The organism is Limosilactobacillus balticus (assembly GCF_014145615.1).
GTDB classification, from domain to species: Bacteria; Bacillota; Bacilli; order Lactobacillales; family Lactobacillaceae; genus Limosilactobacillus; species Limosilactobacillus balticus.
In genome coordinates this window covers 25,703-43,588 of the sequence record NZ_JACIVH010000042.1, presented here as the reverse complement: position 1 = coordinate 43,588, position 17,886 = coordinate 25,703, and the positions used below count along the sequence as shown (strand labels likewise).

Below are 17,886 nucleotides of genomic sequence, written 5' to 3'. Positions count from 1 at the left end.
ACACTCGAGAACAGATAAGCCGTTAAGGCGATTAGTTCTCGAGTGTTTTTTATTCAACATGATGCTTCTTCAATTGTCTAATAACAATTAACGCTACTATTCCACCGATCATTCCTTGGATAAAGTTTGAACCTAAACTCAAAAAACCGGTAATTACGTGGTACATAACGGTATTGCAGATAAAGTAGATGGCGATCATTATAATTGTTCCTGCTACGATTGCGGTCCATTTGCCCCAGGTGGTGTTGCCGTATTTCTTATAAATCCAACCGCTGATAAATCCTTCTAAACCGTGGGCTGCAAATGAAAATAAGGCATCCTGTGGAAAGCCGGAAATAAGATCGAGAAACATTCCGCCAAAGCCCCCAACAATTGTTCCAGCTCCTGGACCTAAAAGCATAGCTGCGATGAACACCCCGGCATCACACAAGTTGACGTTACCGTGTGTCCATGGAATAGGGATAAGAAAGAACCGGCCGAGGACAAGTGTTAGTGCTAGTAACATTGCAGCAACAATTGAGCGCCGTAACCGAAAAGTAGATTCCATATTAAAACTCCTAACATAGTCAATTGTGAGTAATTTTACAATAATTTTTAAAAAATTTCAGAAGAAAAATGTGGCGTTATTTATCTGTCGATATAAATAAAAATCAACTTAATATCTTATACGATAATAACTGTATTGGAATTTTATGTAATAAAGGCGATAATTGATTATCAATTGAAAATCAATATTCCTATTTTATATATTGATTAAATAGGAATTGTGCGTATAATAAATTGTGAAAATTGGAACATGATATGAGGTGTGTTTTATGAAGGTTATTATCGTTGGTTGTACACACGCGGGAACGATTACCGCTACCCAAATTTTGCAAAATCATCCAGAAACAGAAGTCACAATTTATGAACGGAATGATAACGTTTCATTCCTCTCGTGTGGGATTGCTGTTTACTTGAGCGGTGATGTGGGTGATCCAGATGCGATGTTTTACTCCAGTCCTGAACAACTTGCTGCTATGGGGGCAACAGTCCATATGCAACATAATGTAACTGATATTGACCCTAAGACTAAGACGGTCACAGTGACGGACCTTGTGACAGGCGAAACAAAGACTGATCATTACGACAAATTAGTAGATACTACTGGTTCATGGCCAGTAATTCCACCAATTGAAGGTGTAGATGGTCCTCATGTTTATTTATGTAAGAATTACCACCACGCTAAAGAATTATTCAACGTTGCTAAAGATGCGCAACGAATTGTTATAATTGGTGGAGGCTATATTGGGGTTGAATTAGTAGAAGCTTACACTCGTCAAAACAAGGATGTAACACTGATTGATGGTTCGCCACGGATGCTCCATAAATACTTTGATCGCGAGTACACTGAGCGGATTCAACAAGAATTTGTTGATCACGGAGCTAATTTTGCCTTTGACCAACGTGTAACCGGATTTGAAAACCACGAAAATAGTGTAACCGTTAAGACGGATAAGGGCAACTACGAGGCAGATATTGCTATTCTCTGTGTTGGATTCCGTCCTAATACTGATCTCTTAAAAGGTAAAGTTAAGATGCATGATAACGGGGCAATTATTACGAACGAATACATGCAATCATCTGATCCAGATATTTACGCTGCCGGAGATTCAACGGCTGTTCACTATAACCCAACTGGCAAGGATGCATACATTCCATTAGCTACTAACGCTATTCGCCAGGGGACGATCGTAGGGACCAATCTTTTTGGTAATACGATGCGCGATATGGGAACCCAATCTAGTTCTGGCTTAAACTTATATGGAACAACGATGGTATCATCTGGCTTAACTTTGGAGAATGCAAAAGAAGCGGGCTTTGATGCAGCTGCGGTGACAGTTGAGGACAACTACCGTCCAGAATTTATGCCGACAACAACACCCGTATTAATGACATTAGTGTGGGATAAGAAGACTCGGCAAATTCTTGGTGGACAGTTTATGAGTAAGCATGATGTTTCTCAATCTGCTAACATCATTTCCTTATGTATCCAAGATAAGCACACGATTGATTATTTAGCGTTTGTTGATATGCTTTTCCAACCACACTTTGATCGGCCATTTAACTATGTAAATATTCTTGGTCAAGCGGCCGTAAAGAAGCAAGCTGAATTAGAAAAATAATCATAAAAAACCGAGGAGGCTGGGAGAAAACTTTGTTTTCTCCCAGCCTCCTCGGTTTTCGCGAACAATAGCAATATAACGTGGAAAATAATCACAAGGCTCGAGTCTAAGTGCGAACGATAATCAGCCCGTGCCGTGCTAATTATCGCTCTAGCTTAGCCCACCGCCTTGTCGAGGAGATTATTTCCCACTCCTTTCCATTATTTTTAAAAATCGCCGTTCATAATTGAATCTTTTACAATCATATAATCGACCTTCCGAATAGCCTCAAGGTCACGACCACCGGAGTAAGAAATAGAAGATTGTAAATCTTCCTGCATTTCATTTAAGGTGTCTTTGATGGAACCGCGATAAGGAACAAGCATCTGCTTTCCTTCAACATTTCGATAAGCCCCTTTTTGAACTTCAGATGCAGAACCCCAGTATTGTTTGTATTGTTTTCCATCAATGTTAATAACATGTCCTGGTGATTCGAGATGACCGGCAAGCATTGAGCCAATCATTACCATTGAAGCGCCAAAACGAACAGACTTAGCAATATCGCCATTATGTCTGATGCCGCCGTCAGCAATGATTGGTTTCCGCGCAGCTTTAGCACACCAACGAATAGCGGATAATTGCCAGCCGCCAGTACCGAAACCAGTCTTTAGCTTAGTGATGCAGGCTTTACCGGGACCAACCCCAACCTTAGTAGCATCTGCCCCTGCATTTTCGAGGTCGCGAACAGCTTCGGGAGTTGCAACGTTCCCCGCGGTTACAAAGGTATCTGGGAGCTTTTCTTTGATGTATTCGATCATTTTGATCACAAAATCAGAATGACCGTGGGCAACATCAATCGTAATATACTCAGGATTTAATTGTTCGGATTTTAGTTGATCAATAAACTTATACTCATTATCTTTAATTCCGACTGAAATCGAAGCAAATAATCCTTTTTCATGCATCATTTTAATGAAAGCTGCTCGTGTCGCTGGATTAAAGCGGTGCATCACGTAGTAATAGTCATTTTGGGCAAGCCAAATCGCTAAACCTTCATCGATGACACTTTCCATGTTTGCAGGTACAACGGGAATCTTGAATGTGCGCGGTCCAAACTTGACGCTTGTATCTGCCTCCTTGCGGCTCTTGATCACACATTTATTTGGGACCAATTGAATATCATCATAATCGAATGTTTTCATTAGGGCAGCTCCTTTTTAAAAATTTACCGTCATTATTATGCGCTAAAATAGATGAAGCGTCAATGAAAATAGCGTACATTTGCTGAATGATACCAAAAAATAGTTCGATAAACTGTTGACGACAAGAAATTAATCCGGTAAAATGGCGAAGTAAAAACGTTAATTTTAGAAAATATAACTATGAGGTGAAAATAAATGTCATCAGTTGTTATTGTTGGTAGTCAATGGGGCGATGAAGGAAAGGGTAAGATGACCGATTACCTAAGCCAAGAAGCGGACGTTGTTGTTCGTTCACAAGGTGGTAATAATGCCGGTCATACAATTGCGTTTGATGGTAAGAAGTTTGCCCTCCGTTTAGTACCATCGGGGATTTTTGCTAAAGACAAGTTAGCAGTGATTGGTAATGGAGTAGTTATTAATCCACCAGCATTATTAAAAGAATTGCATTATCTTCAAGACAACGGAATCGACATTTCTGGTTTACGAATTTCAAGTCGTTCACACATTACATTCCCATACCATATTCTTCTTGATAAATGTCAAGAAGAGGCAAAAGGTGATCACAAGGTGGGAACAACCAAGAATGGGATTGGCCCTACTTACATGGATAAGGTTTCCCGAGTTGGTATCCGGATGTGTGACTTGCTTGAAAAAGATACCTTTAAGGAAAAACTTGAACGTAACCTCGCTGAAAAGAACGAATTATTCACTAAGTTATACCATGTTGACCCAATTAGCTTTGACGATATTTTTGAAAGTTACTACGAATATGGTCAAGAATTAAAGCAATACGTTACTGATACAGCTCAAATTGTCAATGATGCCCTTGATCAAGATAAGAAGGTCCTCTTTGAAGGGGCACAAGGGGTTATGCTTGATGTTGACCAAGGAACCTATCCATATGTTACTGCCTCTAACCCAATCGCGGGGGGAGTATGTACTGGTGTTGGCGTTGGCCCTAATAAGATCGAAACAGTTGTTGGAATTTGCAAGGCTTACTCTACGCGTGTTGGTGCTGGTCCATTCCCAACTGAATTAACTGATGAGATTGGTGATCAGATTCGTGAAACAGGTCATGAATACGGAACTGTTACTGGTCGACCACGGCGCGTTGGTTGGTTTGATAGCGTTGCAATGCGTCACGCACGACGGGTTTCTGGAATTAGCTGCCTTAGTCTTAACTTGCTTGATGTCTTGACTGGTTTGAAGACCGTTAAGATTTGTACCTCATACAAACTTGATGGTAAGCAAATTGATTACTACCCAGCTAGTTTGAAGGAACTTGAGCGTTGTGAACCAGTTTATGAAGAACTTCCGGGATGGGACGAAGATATTACTGGTGCGAAGAAGTTTGAAGACTTACCAATCAATGCTCAAAATTACTTGAAGCGGGTAAGTGAATTGTCGGAATCACCACTTGCAACTGTTTCTGTTGGTGCTGACCGGATTCAAACGATTATTGTTAAAGACCCTTGGGAATTAGCACATAAATAAAATAGATGAAAGCTTCTAATGTTTGAATAATATTTAAGCATGGGGAGCTTTTTATTTTCCTTGTCTCCTCTATGGTATAATCGAGGCAAATAAACGTTATAGGAGGCAAGATGATGACACAGCCAACACTAACAGTAGAAAAACATTATTTAAATTGGCCACTTAACCGTCCTTTAAATCAAACTGACATAATGCATGAGTTGGGTGTGCATGCATCCGATGAAAAAGGCCAAGATTTAACGAGTAAGGTGATGATGAACCTAACTCAAGTAGATGTTAACAAAGCAGGAGAATACCCTGTGATGTTAAGTGTAATGGATAATAACGGACAAAGTACTCAGGTAAGTATCAATTTAAATATTCAACCGATGCGGACACAGAATGCATCTCAAGGAACTGCAACGCCTCAAAAATCAAGACGGGGATGGCTATGGGTCATTATCGCAATTGTTGTTATCTTATGTGCATGGTGGGCAATTAGTTCTCATAACCGTCAAGCGGCCAACCAAGCGGCCACTGATAGCCAGCAAAGTAGTCAAATAAGCAATAATTCAAGCAGTATCAGCGATTTAACAAAAGATAATCAACGTCTCGCTAACCAAGTGGCAGAACTTAAAGGGGCAACTCAACAATATCAAAAGGACCATGACCAACAAGCACTAGAAAGTCGCCTTGATAAGATTCAAAGTCAAATTCAAGATTTGCAAAATCAAGTTCAAAGTAACAACGTGAAGCAAGATTTAAACCAAGTTAACGAAACGGTTAATGAAGTACGGGAAAACCCAGCGAATGGGACGAAAATTGTTAACAACCTAAAGAATAAGGGTGATTTTCAAGAAATCTGGGGAAATATTAGCCAAGAAGTGCAGAAGTGGCTAGATGAGTTTGCCAATTAGTGAGTTTGACAGCGACAAGATAGACCCTTAAAATGGTAATAATAATTAGCGAGCTTTCCCGTTAAATGTTAGGGATGAGGGAAAGACTCAAGTAAATGCTGGATCCTTCCTTAGATTAGCGGAGGGTCTTATTCTTTTGAAAGATTTTAAATTAATTAAGGAAGTGACATGATGGCTCATGAGATCTTAGACGGCTCAAGTATGCAACGTGCATTGACCCGGATTACTTATGAGATTATCGAACAAAATAAGGGTGTCGATAACTTAGTATTTGTTGGAATTAAGACGCGGGGAGTATATTTAGCAAAGCGCCTCGCCAAGCGACTAAATCAGTTGGAAAATGTAGAAATTCCTGTGGCAGCACTTGACGTCTCTCTTTACCGTGATGACCGTCATGTACCAGATCATACTCAAGAACCAACCGTAAAAACTGATCAATTAGATATTGATATTACTAACAAACATGTTATTTTAGTTGATGATGTGCTCTTCACTGGACGGACAGTTCGGGCGGCCTTAGATGCTTTAATGGATATGGGTCGGCCAAACCGAATTTCATTAGCGGTCCTTGTTGATCGGGGACACCGTGAATTACCAATTCGACCAGATTTTGTTGGAAAGAATATTCCAACAGCAATGAATGAGACTGTTCATGTAGCCGTTGAAGAATATGATGGCCATGAAGATGTAACAATCGAGCATAACTAAAAGGGGAACGGGGCAAAAGCTCCCATACAACAATAGGCCTCCATCGTTCGGTTTTACCGAGCGGTGGAGGCCATTAATTACTCATTATGGAATCCCCTTTTATCTTATCTTACGCCACCAATCCACCGTTGAATGTTCATTAAATACCCGGGTACCAAATTTTTTTTGAAACCACCGGACTTGTTTGGGAGTAAATCCCCGGAATACTAATGGTAAGTTTTTCCAATGAGAATAAAGGGCATAGAGAAGAAGAATGTATTGTTCTTTACTAATCTCATCTATTGAAATCTCACTAACCATAGTCATTGAAATGCCTGTTCCTAGGGCGGGAAAAGTATCAAGGCTAATCTTGTAGATTGGGTTATTGCTGATGTTAGTAGTAAATACTATTAACGCTTGTTTCTGTCGCGGACGATAAACTTTTTCGATCCGCTTATTAATCTTATGGACTTGGCGTTTAGTTGGATTAAGAATTATATTCCGCATATGAAAGCCTCTGATCGAACATCTGTTTAGGAAATAGTATATCATATCAGTAAATGGGATCAATTAAAAAACGTTATTTACTTATTTTTTATAAACATTTATCATAAATCTTATGAAAATTAGGGAAGGAGAAAAATGATGACAAAACCGATTATTGGAATATCAGGCTCACGGATTATTGATCAACAAGGGCCATTTCCTGGTTATCGCCGGAGCTATGTAAATGAAGATTATGTTAATGCAGTGATTCAAAATGGCGGAATTCCTTATATTATTCCATTTAATGAAGATCCAGAAGTGACAATTGCACAAGTTACAACCGTTGACGGGCTTATCTTGTCTGGTGGCCATGATATCGATCCACGTCTATATGGCGAGGAATCATTGCCTCAGATTGGCGAGATTTGGCCACAACGGGATGCGTTTGACCTCTTATTGCTTAAAGAAGCGGAAAAACGCCATAAGCCAGTTCTAGGAATTTGCCGAGGAGCACAGTTGCTCAATGTCGCTCATGGTGGTTCGCTTTATCAGGATATTAGTTACCGTGACGAACCAACACTTAAGCATAGTCAGGGACACACTACTAACCTTGAAACCCAGACAATCATCCTTGCTTCTGACAGTTACCTTGCAAGCTTATTTGGTGAAGAGCAGCTGAGCGTTAATTCTTTCCACCACCAATTAATTAAAACAGTGGGGAAAGATCTTTATCCAGTTGCCAAAGCAAAGGATGGAGTAATTGAAGCAATTGAAAATGGGGATGGGTCAGTGCTTGGCGTTCAGTGGCATCCAGAAATGCTTCATTCTAGTGATCAGCAAATGAATAAATTATTTAGTGATTTAATAACTAAATCGATGAAAGAAGGTTAACAAGCATGACAAAAACTAAATTAGGTTTTTGGTCAATCGTATTATTAGCGATCAATTCAATCATTGGGTCGGGGATTTTTCTGACACCGGGCTCGGTTGTTTCAATGGTTGGAACTAAGGCGCCACTTGCTTACTTTTTTGCGGCAATTTTTGCTTCAATCTTAGCCATCACGTTTGCGGCGGCAGCAAAATATGTAAATAAAAGCGGGGCGGCCTATTCTTATGCAAAGGCTGCATATGGTGAAAATATGGGCTTTTACATGGGAGTGGTGCGATTCTTCTCAGCATCTGTTGCGTGGGGAGTAATGGCTGTTGGGGTTATCCGGACTACCTTTTCAATTTTTGGCTGGAATCAATCGTTTGGCAATATCACCTTAGGATTTGTGGTGTTAATGCTGATTATCATGGTAATTAATATGATGGGAAGACGGATTTTTACAATCATCAATGACCTATCGACAGTCGGGAAATTAGGAGCTTTGGCATTAATTATTATTGCTGGAGTTATTATCCTTCTTAAGACTGGTGAAAATCATTTTAACGAACTTAATCATTTAACTGATAGTACGGGAAAGTCCTTGATTCCTGCGTTTACAACGTCTGGATTCGTTATGGCCGTTATTTCAGCATTCTATGCTTTTACTGGATTTGAAGCGGTAGCAACTGGTTCTGAAGATATGAAAGATCCAGAAAAAAACCTTCCACGAGCTATTCCTCTTGCTATCCTAGTCATTGCAATTGTCTATATTTGTACGATTGCAGTAGCGATGATGGTTAATCCTGCTGCAATGGTAACGACGAAGCAGGTAGTTGCCCTTGTTGCAATTTTTCATAATAAAGTTTTGCAAGATGTGATTTTAGTTGGTGCCATTATTTCAATGTTTGGAATTAACGTGGCATCATCCTTCCATACTCCCCGAGTTTTGGAAGCGATGGCTAACGAAAATCAAGTCCCCCAATTTATTGCGCGACGGACAAAACGGAACTTTCCGCTAGTATCCTTTATCATTACTTTAGTATTAGCGGTTGGAATCCCAATGGCTTTTCAATATAACTTGCCAACAATCATTGTGATTAGTGCAACGGTGCGGTTTTTTGAATTTATTGTTATTCCACTTGGGGTGATCCGATTTTATCGGGGAACAAATCGTGAGAAAATTTTACCAGCTCATAAAAATTTCTTTACTGATGTAATTTTGCCAATCCTTTCCGTTGTAATTACACTATTCTTATTAATGCGGTATGATTGGATTAGTGAGTTTAGTATTAATCGTGCAGGACATCTAATGCCAAATTGGTTTGCAATTTTTGGAATGGTTTTTGGATTTGTGATTTTACCGTTAATCTTATTCTGGTTAACGCGTCGTGAGCGAGCTGAAAATGATGAACGAGTAAAATAGAAGAATAGAAAAAACGCTCAATGACTGCACAAATCATTGAACGTATTATTTTAGGGAATAATAGTAGCCGATATCGCACATTATCTGCTACTAGTAAAATGTTAAGTCTAATTGAGGCGAATAACTAAAAACAATTATTGGCACCACCCTAGAAGAAAGAACAATTTAATCTTGGGAGTTTATTCGATTCTTGTCCTTTAGTAAAATGAGAAAAAGTTAAGGACATTCTAGAAGTCATTAAGCAATAAAATTGATCTCTTCATGTAATTGTTTTTGGTGTTACAGCTTCAATTCATTGATATTTTACCAAGTAATTTATCAATAGTTAATAGTTTTACGAGATTATGCACTCACTGTGTACAAGTAACACCAAGAATATACTTTGTTCTAATAAGAGTGTTATTTTACTATATTTTTACTAATTGTTTATACTAAGATAATATAGTTTGGAGTTTATATAGGAGAAAAAAGATGGATATTCGTAAAATTAATACGTTAAATAGAATTAAGGAAGGATTTATTACTGTTTTAGATACTAAAAAGTTATCAGAATGTACTACTAATGATATTGTAGATAGCGCTGAAATTAGTAAGAAAACTTTCTATAATTATTACCAAAATAAACAAGATCTTCTTCATGAAATTGAAAATGATCTCTTGGAAGGTCTGAAAGAAGCTCTCGTAATTGATCGGGAGAAACTAAAAGATGTCAAGCATTTACCAGGTGCAGATGAAATTAAGGAATTAGCAGAAGTTGCGTTTAATCATACGTTGGCTTTTTGTAATGAGAATAAGCATGCGTTATCAAACTTGCTTTCTTCAAATGGCGATATGCAGTTTTATCAAATGATTGTTGAATTAGCAAATGCAGAGTTTGATGTGCGAGTTCCATATTTATTTGGTGATATAAATATTAAAGAAGCTAATGTAAAGTCACCATTGCCATTTTCATTTATTAAAACCCTCTATATCAATACAATTGTTAATTTGTTAATGCTTTGGGGTGCCGCACCAGATTCTTTAAGCATTAACGAAATTAAGTCAATTGCTGGTCTCGTGCAAACGAAATCACCAGTAGAATTGATTCAAATTTATAAATCATATTTAAACTAGAAAATGAGGAGCCGAAAAAATTTTCTCGGTCTCCTCATTTTTCATTATTAAAAATTATTTTTAAATTAATTACCTTTCCAATAACGGGCCCGGGTAAGCAGTTCCCGTGAACGTTGGTCAGCTGGTCGATATCCCTTATTAAATAGGTGTCGGAAGTACATCATATTATAGAAAAAGCCAAAGAAAACAGAAGGCCATGGGAATTGGAGCAGGCTGTTAAATCCAAAAAAAAGAGCTACCAAAGCATAATCGAGGGTTAATACAATCATTAAAATGAAATTATAGTAATCCGCGCGAAAAAGTGCTGGCAGGGGCCCAAACCAAAGAGTTGTCCAAGAAAAGCCGACTTTGGCGATTCGGATATCCCCCTGGTCATTAACGATTTTAGCGTAGTTTGGTGGGAGGGGGAGATTATTTAAGTTAAACGGATTTTGGTTATCATTATTGTTATTACCAAATGGGTTTTGCATATCTCGTCCACTTCTTTCTATAAATATTAATATTAACACATTGAGTAGGTGTTAGGAAATGCCTCTATTATGCTTTCAAGGAATATTAACAATTATATGGTAAACTCAAAGTGATAACCATGAAAGGGGAAATAGAGAATGCTTTTTTTCCTAAACGATAATATTCAACGAAATAAATCAGGAATTGAGCATGCGCAAATTAAGCGTCTGCATCTGTTTGAAAAATATCATCAACCGGCGAAGATTGTTACTCGGCAATATTCCAATGAATTACACTTGGTAACAGCAGAAGCAGGGATTGATGATCGTAACTTTATTAACTTGTTTGATTATTTTCAGGAGGCTTGTGAGGTTCCGCAAAAGGATATTCGGATTAAAGATATTCCGGTTAACCCCCACTGGGAACGCAAGGTTGACGGGATTAATTATAATTATTATCAAAATGGCAAACGTGTTCTCTATATTCGTCGGCGCAGTGATGCTGATCGGCGGGTAATTAATATTCAATATTTTGACCATTATGGAAAATTGCTAAAGGTTAGTTGGTTTGATAGTCGCGGTTTTATCTCGGTCGAACAACTTTATGACTGGGATGGGAAAATGGCAACGGAAAACTATTACCGACCAGATGGTACCTTAGCAATCCAGCTAGCCCACCAGCAAGATAAGCGCGGCAAGGAACTTAAAACTTATCATCTCTTTAATTACCATGGTCATGACTACCAATTTAGTGACTTTGACCAGTTAACCCGCTTCTTTCTTGATGAGTTGGTCACTGACAAGCAAATCTGTGGTGAAGGTCCGGTTGGTTTTATCGTTGACCGGGTTTATGAATTAGGCTGGGCAGTTCTGCACATGAATCACCGGGTTTTTCGTATCCTTCAATTACATAATGACCATGTCAATAATCCTGATGATATGCTTCATTCTACCCTTAATTATAACTATGATTGGGGACTTAAGCATCTTCAAAATTGGGATGGGATCATTGCCTTAACTCCGCAACAACAAAAAGATCTTCAAGACCGGTTTGGCAAGTTTGGCGTAAAAATCTATCGGATCCCTGGCCCGATTGTTCCTGCAGCAGTTATTAATAAGCGTCATGTTCCATTTAAAAAACGAACGAAAAAGCAGGTTGTCATGGTCGCCCGCTTGTCTCCTGAAAAGCAGCAAGATCATCTATTGAAAGCATGGCCACAAGTCCTAGCGATGGTTCCAGACGCCAAACTCGATTTTTGGGGTTATGCTAATGATGATTTTGACAAGACGCTTAATAAGATTGTAAAGGATGAACAAATCAGTAACTCAGTAACCTTCCATGGGTATACGGATGATGTCAATTCGGTTTACGAAGATGCGCAATTACTCATTTTACCGAGTCGAGCTGAAGGATTACCGCTATCCTTAGTGGAGGCCCAGTCTCATGGGTTGCCAATTATTGCTAATGACATAAAATATGGGCCATCAGATGTGGTGATTGATCAACAGGATGGGTTGCTGACTAAGAACGGCGATATTGATGGATTAGCTCAAGCGATCGTTCGCTTATTGCAAGATCAAAAGCAATTAGCACAGATGAGCGAAAATGCTTATGCTGATAGTGAGCGTTATTCTGAACCAAATGTGATGAAGCTATGGAATGAATTAGTTGCTGACATGAAGGAAAAGGGGGAAGAGTAAAGTGTACTTTTTTGTAAATCAATACTTATTAAGCAGCAATTCCAGTGTTGAACATGCTGAATTAAAACGACTAGCCCTATTTAAAAAGCATGGCGGAAAAGCTAAGTTAGTGACTCGTGACTTTGACCTCGTTCTTCATGATACAATTAAAAAATTTGGTCTAACTGACGAGCAGGTTGTTAATATGTATGATTTTTTTGCGAATACGACTGATTACCAAGGCAAAAAGCTCCATACTGAGGATTTGTCTTTACCGATTGACTATCAAGTTGGAACCGGAAATAACTATCGCGAAGTAAAGGACGGTGACCGCCTCGTTTGCGAAATCCACTTTGCAGCGGGAACGATTGGGCAAGTTAACCATGTTGATTACTTTGATATTGCCGGTAATATGACTCTTCGCCAACAATATGATATTCGTGGCTTTAAGGCAGCTGACGAATTCTTTGGTGAAGACGGACAGGAATACTATGTTCGTTATTATCGTCCCAATGGTGAAGTATATCTTGAACGTTATTTTGTAAAATCAGTTGAAAACACCCCAATTAATTCTCTAAACGTCTTACGTAATTATCAGGGGCAGGATCGCTTCTTTGACTCTTTAGAAGATCTCTTTATTTTCTTTTTAGATGAATTGAATAAGGCGAATGGTGAGAACAATGTGTTTATTGCTGATCGACCAGCTGTTGCGATCAAACCGGTTCAATCAATGATGACAAAAGCAAAGAAGTTCTTGTGGCTGCCGATGAATCAGGTTAATGATGGTCAGGACTTAATAAATGGTCCCTTAAACTCTATGCTACAAGGTCCTGTTACTACGGATGCAGATAAGTGGGATGGCATAATCGTCATGACTGTTAAACAAGCTGAGATCCTTCAGCAACAAATTCACAACGCCGTGCCAATTTATGTAATTAACGGGACCCCAGTTCTTGCTAATTATGCACGAATTAATGAAACTGATCGGACCCCAGGACAGTTGATTTACGTTGGGAGATTGGCAGAAGATAAGCAAACTAGTCAATTAATTAATATGTTTGCGCAGATTCATCAACAAGTCCCTGAAAGTAAACTGACTTTCTATGGCTATGGCACTAGCGAAGATATGGATAGCTATAAAAAGCAGGTTAAGGATCTCAACTTAGCGGGCACAATTGAATTTGCCGGATATCAGGTGTCATTAGATGAGGCATATGATCAAGCTCAACTGTTTGTCGATGCAAGTCGAATCGATGCACAGCCATTAGCGATGGGCGAGGCCTTAAACCATGGTGTCCCAGTTGTTTCTTATGATTACCTTTATGGACCACGTGAAATGGTAACTTCAGGCGAAAATGGCGAGATCATTCCTTTAAATAACCAACCTCAGTTTATTCAAACCGTCATCAAATTATTACAAGATCAAGATGAACTACAACGATTGAGCACTGGTACCTATGACAATCTAGATCAATTGGCAGAAGAAAAAACTTGGAAGCAATGGCAACAACTATCAGCTATTTAGTTAAAATTGGTTATAATATATTCAGAAGACGAAAATTAGAAAAGAATCAAATGTTTTTGAAGCCTTTGGTCGTTATCTTTTGATAATCTAAAGACGGAAAATGAGGGCGGAATGATGGATAATTATCAAGCAATGAATTTTTACTATGGACTTCTTAATTTGCGTGCTGGTTTCTTTAAGGCTAACTTATGTGAAATACTAATGGCGGTTGCACAAAACGTACCTGATGAAAATCAACAATCAGCAACGGCATATCATACGGTGGAAGAAGATTTAAGCCAAGGCCATAAGCAGTTAAATCGCAATCAAGTTGAATTTGGGTCATTTTATGAAGATGGTCATATTTTACATAATGTCAAAATTAATACACAATCAGACTTTTTCCTCGATCCGACCCGGGAAGATACTGTCGAGTGGCATGTTAGTTTTACGGTTGCTAAAGATGTCCGACCAGCCGACCAATTTACTGTTCAACTGTCATCAAATTTGATGGTTGCTCCTAATGGTCATCCTGAAAAGCCAATTCCTGATTTTAGTGATCAAGATGGGATTGTTATTGCAATGGGGGCCTATGACCGTGATAAGCACGAACTTATCTATACCTTTACTAATTATGTAACCGAGCATCGTCAAATAATTGGTGAATTAGAGGGAGAACTAGCAATTGATCCCCTAACAACTCCAGAGAACGAATTTGGCTTGGAATGTTTTATAAGTGTTGATGATTACCGGAAGGACTTTACCATTGATATCGACTATCCAGATCTTGCTAACGACATGTTTCTTGGGATTTCTAGCCGGATGATGCATTTTGATAAGGATCAACAGCTTTTTGAGGACATTATCTATGTTAATCCAGCACAAAAAGATCTTAAGCATGCCTATATTGTCTTTAATACGAGTGATCTAGTGGAAGAATTATCGAATGCCATCGTCAAACCGTCGACAATGCGGATTGAGATTTATCGTAATTCACGGGGATTAAAATTGCCTCAATCATATGGGGTAAACCTTCAGCGACTACGGGATATTACTAATCGATTCCCGATAGTGGAAGGCGATCACCTTGTCGAGACACCATATACGATGTCCTTTGCTGATAACAAGATGCGCTTGAATTTTGGTATAGATCAGACTAATGACTCCTATATTATTAGGGTGGTCAGCCAATATAATAATGAACTTGATGGAACAGTACGATTGCGAGCGCGCTTATTTGGAATGGACCAGCAAAATGTTTATATGAGTAATTCTACGGCAGCAACAGCCACTGGAACTTCGATGGTCGCAAGTGGTCATGCTATTTCTAAGAAGGAATTAGCGGAGTCGGTAGTGCGCACAACAGAAGAATTGAAACAAGACGAACATTTTGTCAATGTGGAAGAACCTCTTGAATTTTCATCAGTTGAAGGAGCAAAAGAAGAAGTTGATATTCCATTTGCTTCTGATAGTCAAGAACAGGTATCTAGTTCTCAATTGGCAGAAAAGGAAACACCGGTCGAAGAAAATTTGGAGGATATCCCGTTTAATGATGCTGAGGAAGAAAAGCAAGTTGAACCGCAAGATGATTTCGCCCAAAGTACAGTTTCGGACGATGCAGCCGTTGAAGAAGAATCTGATTCGTCAGCTTATATAATTTCCTTTGCCTCAGATGATGAAGAAAAGTCAGTAGCTACTACTGAACAAGAAGAAAATCAGGCGGAAGCTCCTGCAGTCAGTGCAGCAGTCGGCGGGGATGAATTATCAATCTCCTTTGACGTCACCCCTCAAGCGGCACCAACAGAGACTAACGAAGATCTTACGGAAGAAACTGAATCTTCAGATGAGAAAGAGGAACTTACTTCATCTGAGGAATTAGGAGCAGAACCTGCTCAATTATTATCTGAAGAAGTTGTAGTCCCTGAGCCTGCTGTTGAAATTAAAGTTAGTGAAGAGGAGACAAGCGCAGCACCATTGCCAATGCCAGGACGACGACCACCCCGCCGGCACAGTCGTTTTCAAAATACAACCCGGTCGAATCATTCGTTGCGTCATTTGCGGAGATTCTAATAGCAAAATAAAGTGTCAGGAGAGATTATCCTGGCATTTTATTTTTACTAAAATGTAATCGTTTACATGAAATGCTTGCAATTAAAAATGTAGGTGTTAATATTTAATTGAAGTTAAGTAAACGTTTACATTAATAACCAAAGGAAAAATATAGTAGTTTTATGGAGAGAGGTTTTATTTTATGGAAAATAATCATTGGTGGAATAAATCCGTTGTTTATCAAATTTATCCCAAAAGTTTTCAAGATACCAATCATGATGGGGTTGGTGACCTTCGTGGAATAATTGATCGTCTTGATTACATTAAAAAATTAGGCGTTGATGTTATTTGGCTAAACCCTATTTATGAGTCGCCACAAGTTGATAATGGTTATGATATTAGTAACTATGAAGCAATTAACCCAACTCTTGGTAACATGGAAGATTTTCAAGAATTGATTGATGGCATTCATGAACGTGGAATGAAATTAGTCATGGATTTAGTTGTTAACCACACATCTGACCAACATGACTGGTTTAAGGAATCACGAAAAGGCAAAGACAATCCATACCGTGATTATTATATTTGGCGTGACGGTAAGGATGGTGAAGAGCCCAATAATTGGGGGTCGTATTTCTCTGGAGCTGCTTGGAAATATGATGATGAATCCGGCCAATATTACCTTCATTTGTTTGCTCCAGAACAACCAGATTTGAATTGGGAAAATCCTAAAGTTCGGCACTCTGTTTATGACATGATGAACTGGTGGGCTGCCAAAGGTGTCGATGGCTTTCGGATGGATGTTATTAACCTCATTTCTAAGCCAGATGGATTGCCGGATGCTAAAAAGAACGAAGATGAAAAATACGCCAATGTTGAACCATTAGTATCAAACGGTCACCGCATTCATGAGTTCTTACAAGAAATGAACAAGAATGTTATGAGTAAGCATAAAATGGTGACAGTTGGTGAAACGCCCGGTGCTACACCAGAAGATGCCGAGAAATATGCCAGCCTTGATAATAAAGAATTAAATATGATTTTTCAATTTGAACATATGGGCCTTGATAGTAACCCTAATCCAGCCCTTGGTAAGTGGGATGATCGCAAGACGAGCCTCAAAGATTTACGGGCGAACTTAACGAAGTGGCAAGAAAAATTGTATGGTAAGGCGTGGAATTCGCTTTATTGGAATAACCATGATCAACCACGCGTTGTATCAAGATTTGGTAATGACCAGACCGAAGATTATCGAGTTAAATCTGCCAAGATGTTAGCAACCATGACCCACATGATGCAAGGAACGCCATATATCTATGAAGGGGAAGAAATTGGCATGACTAACGCCTATTTCCCAAAGCTTGAAGATTACGTCGATCTTGAATCAATTAATGCCTATCACCAACTTGTTGATGACCAGCATTTACTTGATGGCAAGACGATGATGAAGTACATTGCGATCCATTCACGTGACAATGCGCGGACGCCAATGCAATGGGATGATAGCGAGTATGCAGGATTTTCCGACCATACCCCGTGGGAAAAGGTTAACCCAAATTACAAGCAGATTAATGTCAAAAACGCATTAGCCGATAAGAATTCGATTTTCTATTACTATCAAAAATTGATTGAACTACGACACACGATGCCAGTAATTACTAATGGAAAGTATGCATTAGTTCCTGGTAATGAAGATGATGAGCAGATCTTTGCATATACACGACAAGATGATGATACTACTTTGTTGGTAATCTTGAATTATACTGATGAGACTGTCAATCGCCATTATAGTGTGCCATCCGATGCGAAGTTACTAATTAACAATTATGAGGATGATCAAAACGATACTATCCGACCATACGAAGCTAAGGTTTATCAATATTAGAGTGGG

General features: G+C 38.9%; 15 protein-coding genes. 11 read left to right on the top strand and 4 right to left on the bottom strand.

What is annotated here, in order from left to right; translation table 11 throughout:
• Positions 1-49 precede the first annotated feature (49 nt).
• A complete protein-coding gene (locus tag H5S10_RS01040; RefSeq protein ID WP_182586150.1) occupies positions 50-547 on the bottom strand; it encodes an ECF transporter S component in 498 nt (165 codons plus the stop codon).
• 268 nt (positions 548-815) lie between these two features.
• Between H5S10_RS01040 and H5S10_RS01035 the strand changes: the two genes are divergently transcribed.
• Positions 816-2,165 (top strand): FAD-dependent oxidoreductase, encoded by a 1,350-nt coding sequence (locus H5S10_RS01035; protein WP_182588428.1) that lies wholly within the window; start codon positions 816-818, stop codon positions 2,163-2,165.
• A gap of 206 nt (positions 2,166-2,371) precedes the next feature.
• On the opposite strand, the gene H5S10_RS01030 is transcribed toward H5S10_RS01035, so the two are convergent.
• The gene (locus tag H5S10_RS01030) at positions 2,372-3,346 is read right to left on the bottom strand and encodes a GMP reductase (protein WP_182586152.1); all 975 of its coding nucleotides are present in this window, start codon (positions 3,344-3,346) and stop codon (positions 2,372-2,374) included.
• A 195-nt stretch (positions 3,347-3,541) separates the two neighbouring features.
• Here H5S10_RS01030 and H5S10_RS01025 point away from each other — a divergent pair, with 195 nt between their 5' ends.
• The 3 genes from H5S10_RS01025 (at position 3,542) to pyrR (ending at position 6,444) form a co-directional block, all read left to right on the top strand.
• On the top strand, positions 3,542-4,840 hold the full coding sequence (locus tag H5S10_RS01025; protein WP_153704811.1) for an adenylosuccinate synthase: 1,299 nt from the start codon (positions 3,542-3,544) through the stop codon (positions 4,838-4,840).
• Positions 4,841-4,950: 110 nt separating this feature from the next.
• On the top strand, positions 4,951-5,736 hold the full coding sequence (locus H5S10_RS01020) for an immunoglobulin-like domain-containing protein (RefSeq protein ID WP_182588427.1): 786 nt from the start codon (positions 4,951-4,953) through the stop codon (positions 5,734-5,736).
• Positions 5,737-5,907: 171 nt separating this feature from the next.
• Positions 5,908-6,444 carry a bifunctional pyr operon transcriptional regulator/uracil phosphoribosyltransferase PyrR gene (pyrR, locus tag H5S10_RS01015; protein WP_035151889.1) on the top strand — a complete coding sequence of 179 codons (537 nt, stop codon included), beginning with the start codon at positions 5,908-5,910 and terminating at the stop codon, positions 6,442-6,444.
• A gap of 99 nt (positions 6,445-6,543) precedes the next feature.
• On the opposite strand, the gene H5S10_RS01010 is transcribed toward pyrR, so the two are convergent.
• The gene (locus tag H5S10_RS01010) at positions 6,544-6,930 is read right to left on the bottom strand and encodes a hypothetical protein (protein ID WP_182586155.1); all 387 of its coding nucleotides are present in this window, start codon (positions 6,928-6,930) and stop codon (positions 6,544-6,546) included.
• 138 nt (positions 6,931-7,068) lie between these two features.
• Here H5S10_RS01010 and H5S10_RS01005 point away from each other — a divergent pair, with 138 nt between their 5' ends.
• From H5S10_RS01005 to H5S10_RS00995, 3 genes are all read left to right on the top strand, one after another.
• The gene (locus H5S10_RS01005; protein ID WP_182588634.1) at positions 7,069-7,800 is read left to right on the top strand and encodes a gamma-glutamyl-gamma-aminobutyrate hydrolase family protein; all 732 of its coding nucleotides are present in this window, start codon (positions 7,069-7,071) and stop codon (positions 7,798-7,800) included.
• Positions 7,801-7,805: 5 nt separating this feature from the next.
• Positions 7,806-9,200, top strand: coding sequence for an APC family permease (locus H5S10_RS01000; protein ID WP_003669609.1), 1,395 nt, complete (start codon positions 7,806-7,808; stop codon positions 9,198-9,200).
• Between the two features lie 471 nt (positions 9,201-9,671).
• On the top strand, positions 9,672-10,313 hold the full coding sequence (locus tag H5S10_RS00995; RefSeq protein WP_153707116.1) for a TetR/AcrR family transcriptional regulator: 642 nt from the start codon (positions 9,672-9,674) through the stop codon (positions 10,311-10,313).
• Positions 10,314-10,378: 65 nt separating this feature from the next.
• Here the strand turns inward: H5S10_RS00995 and H5S10_RS00990 are convergent, their stop codons facing one another.
• Complete coding sequence (locus H5S10_RS00990; protein WP_094504370.1) at positions 10,379-10,783, bottom strand: hypothetical protein; 405 nt, start codon at positions 10,781-10,783, stop codon at positions 10,379-10,381.
• A gap of 138 nt (positions 10,784-10,921) precedes the next feature.
• On the opposite strand from H5S10_RS00990, the gene asp1 reads away from it, so the two are divergent.
• From asp1 to H5S10_RS00970, 4 genes are all read left to right on the top strand, one after another.
• On the top strand, positions 10,922-12,463 hold the full coding sequence (gene asp1 / locus H5S10_RS00985) for an accessory Sec system glycosyltransferase Asp1 (RefSeq protein WP_182588426.1): 1,542 nt from the start codon (positions 10,922-10,924) through the stop codon (positions 12,461-12,463).
• A gap of 1 nt (position 12,464) precedes the next feature.
• Positions 12,465-13,967, top strand: coding sequence for a glycosyltransferase (locus H5S10_RS10470; RefSeq protein ID WP_182588425.1), 1,503 nt, complete (start codon positions 12,465-12,467; stop codon positions 13,965-13,967).
• Positions 13,968-14,078: 111 nt separating this feature from the next.
• Entirely contained in the window at positions 14,079-16,016 is a 1,938-nt protein-coding gene (locus H5S10_RS00975; protein WP_182588424.1) for a fibrinogen-binding adhesin SdrG C-terminal domain-containing protein, read from the top strand.
• 181 nt (positions 16,017-16,197) lie between these two features.
• Positions 16,198-17,880: an alpha-glucosidase gene (locus tag H5S10_RS00970; protein WP_182588423.1), complete on the top strand. Its 1,683-nt coding sequence runs from the start codon at positions 16,198-16,200 to the stop codon at positions 17,878-17,880.
• Positions 17,881-17,886 lie beyond the last annotated feature (6 nt).

Excerpts from the sequence above, each read along its gene's own strand:
- H5S10_RS01040 (WP_182586150.1), bottom strand. The coding sequence starts at position 547 with ATGGAATCTACTTTTCGGTTACGGCGCTCAATTGTTGCTGCAATGTTA.
- H5S10_RS01035 (WP_182588428.1), top strand. The coding sequence starts at position 816 with ATGAAGGTTATTATCGTTGGTTGTACACACGCGGGAACGATTACCGCT.
- H5S10_RS01030 (WP_182586152.1), bottom strand. The coding sequence starts at position 3,346 with ATGAAAACATTCGATTATGATGATATTCAATTGGTCCCAAATAAATGT.
- H5S10_RS01025 (WP_153704811.1), top strand. The coding sequence starts at position 3,542 with ATGTCATCAGTTGTTATTGTTGGTAGTCAATGGGGCGATGAAGGAAAG.
- H5S10_RS01020 (WP_182588427.1), top strand. The coding sequence starts at position 4,951 with ATGATGACACAGCCAACACTAACAGTAGAAAAACATTATTTAAATTGG.
- pyrR (WP_035151889.1), top strand. The coding sequence starts at position 5,908 with ATGGCTCATGAGATCTTAGACGGCTCAAGTATGCAACGTGCATTGACC.
- H5S10_RS01010 (WP_182586155.1), bottom strand. The coding sequence starts at position 6,930 with ATGCGGAATATAATTCTTAATCCAACTAAACGCCAAGTCCATAAGATT.
- H5S10_RS01005 (WP_182588634.1), top strand. The coding sequence starts at position 7,069 with ATGACAAAACCGATTATTGGAATATCAGGCTCACGGATTATTGATCAA.
- H5S10_RS01000 (WP_003669609.1), top strand. The coding sequence starts at position 7,806 with ATGACAAAAACTAAATTAGGTTTTTGGTCAATCGTATTATTAGCGATC.
- H5S10_RS00995 (WP_153707116.1), top strand. The coding sequence starts at position 9,672 with ATGGATATTCGTAAAATTAATACGTTAAATAGAATTAAGGAAGGATTT.
- H5S10_RS00990 (WP_094504370.1), bottom strand. The coding sequence starts at position 10,783 with ATGCAAAACCCATTTGGTAATAACAATAATGATAACCAAAATCCGTTT.
- asp1 (WP_182588426.1), top strand. The coding sequence starts at position 10,922 with ATGCTTTTTTTCCTAAACGATAATATTCAACGAAATAAATCAGGAATT.
- H5S10_RS00975 (WP_182588424.1), top strand. The coding sequence starts at position 14,079 with ATGATGGATAATTATCAAGCAATGAATTTTTACTATGGACTTCTTAAT.
- H5S10_RS00970 (WP_182588423.1), top strand. The coding sequence starts at position 16,198 with ATGGAAAATAATCATTGGTGGAATAAATCCGTTGTTTATCAAATTTAT.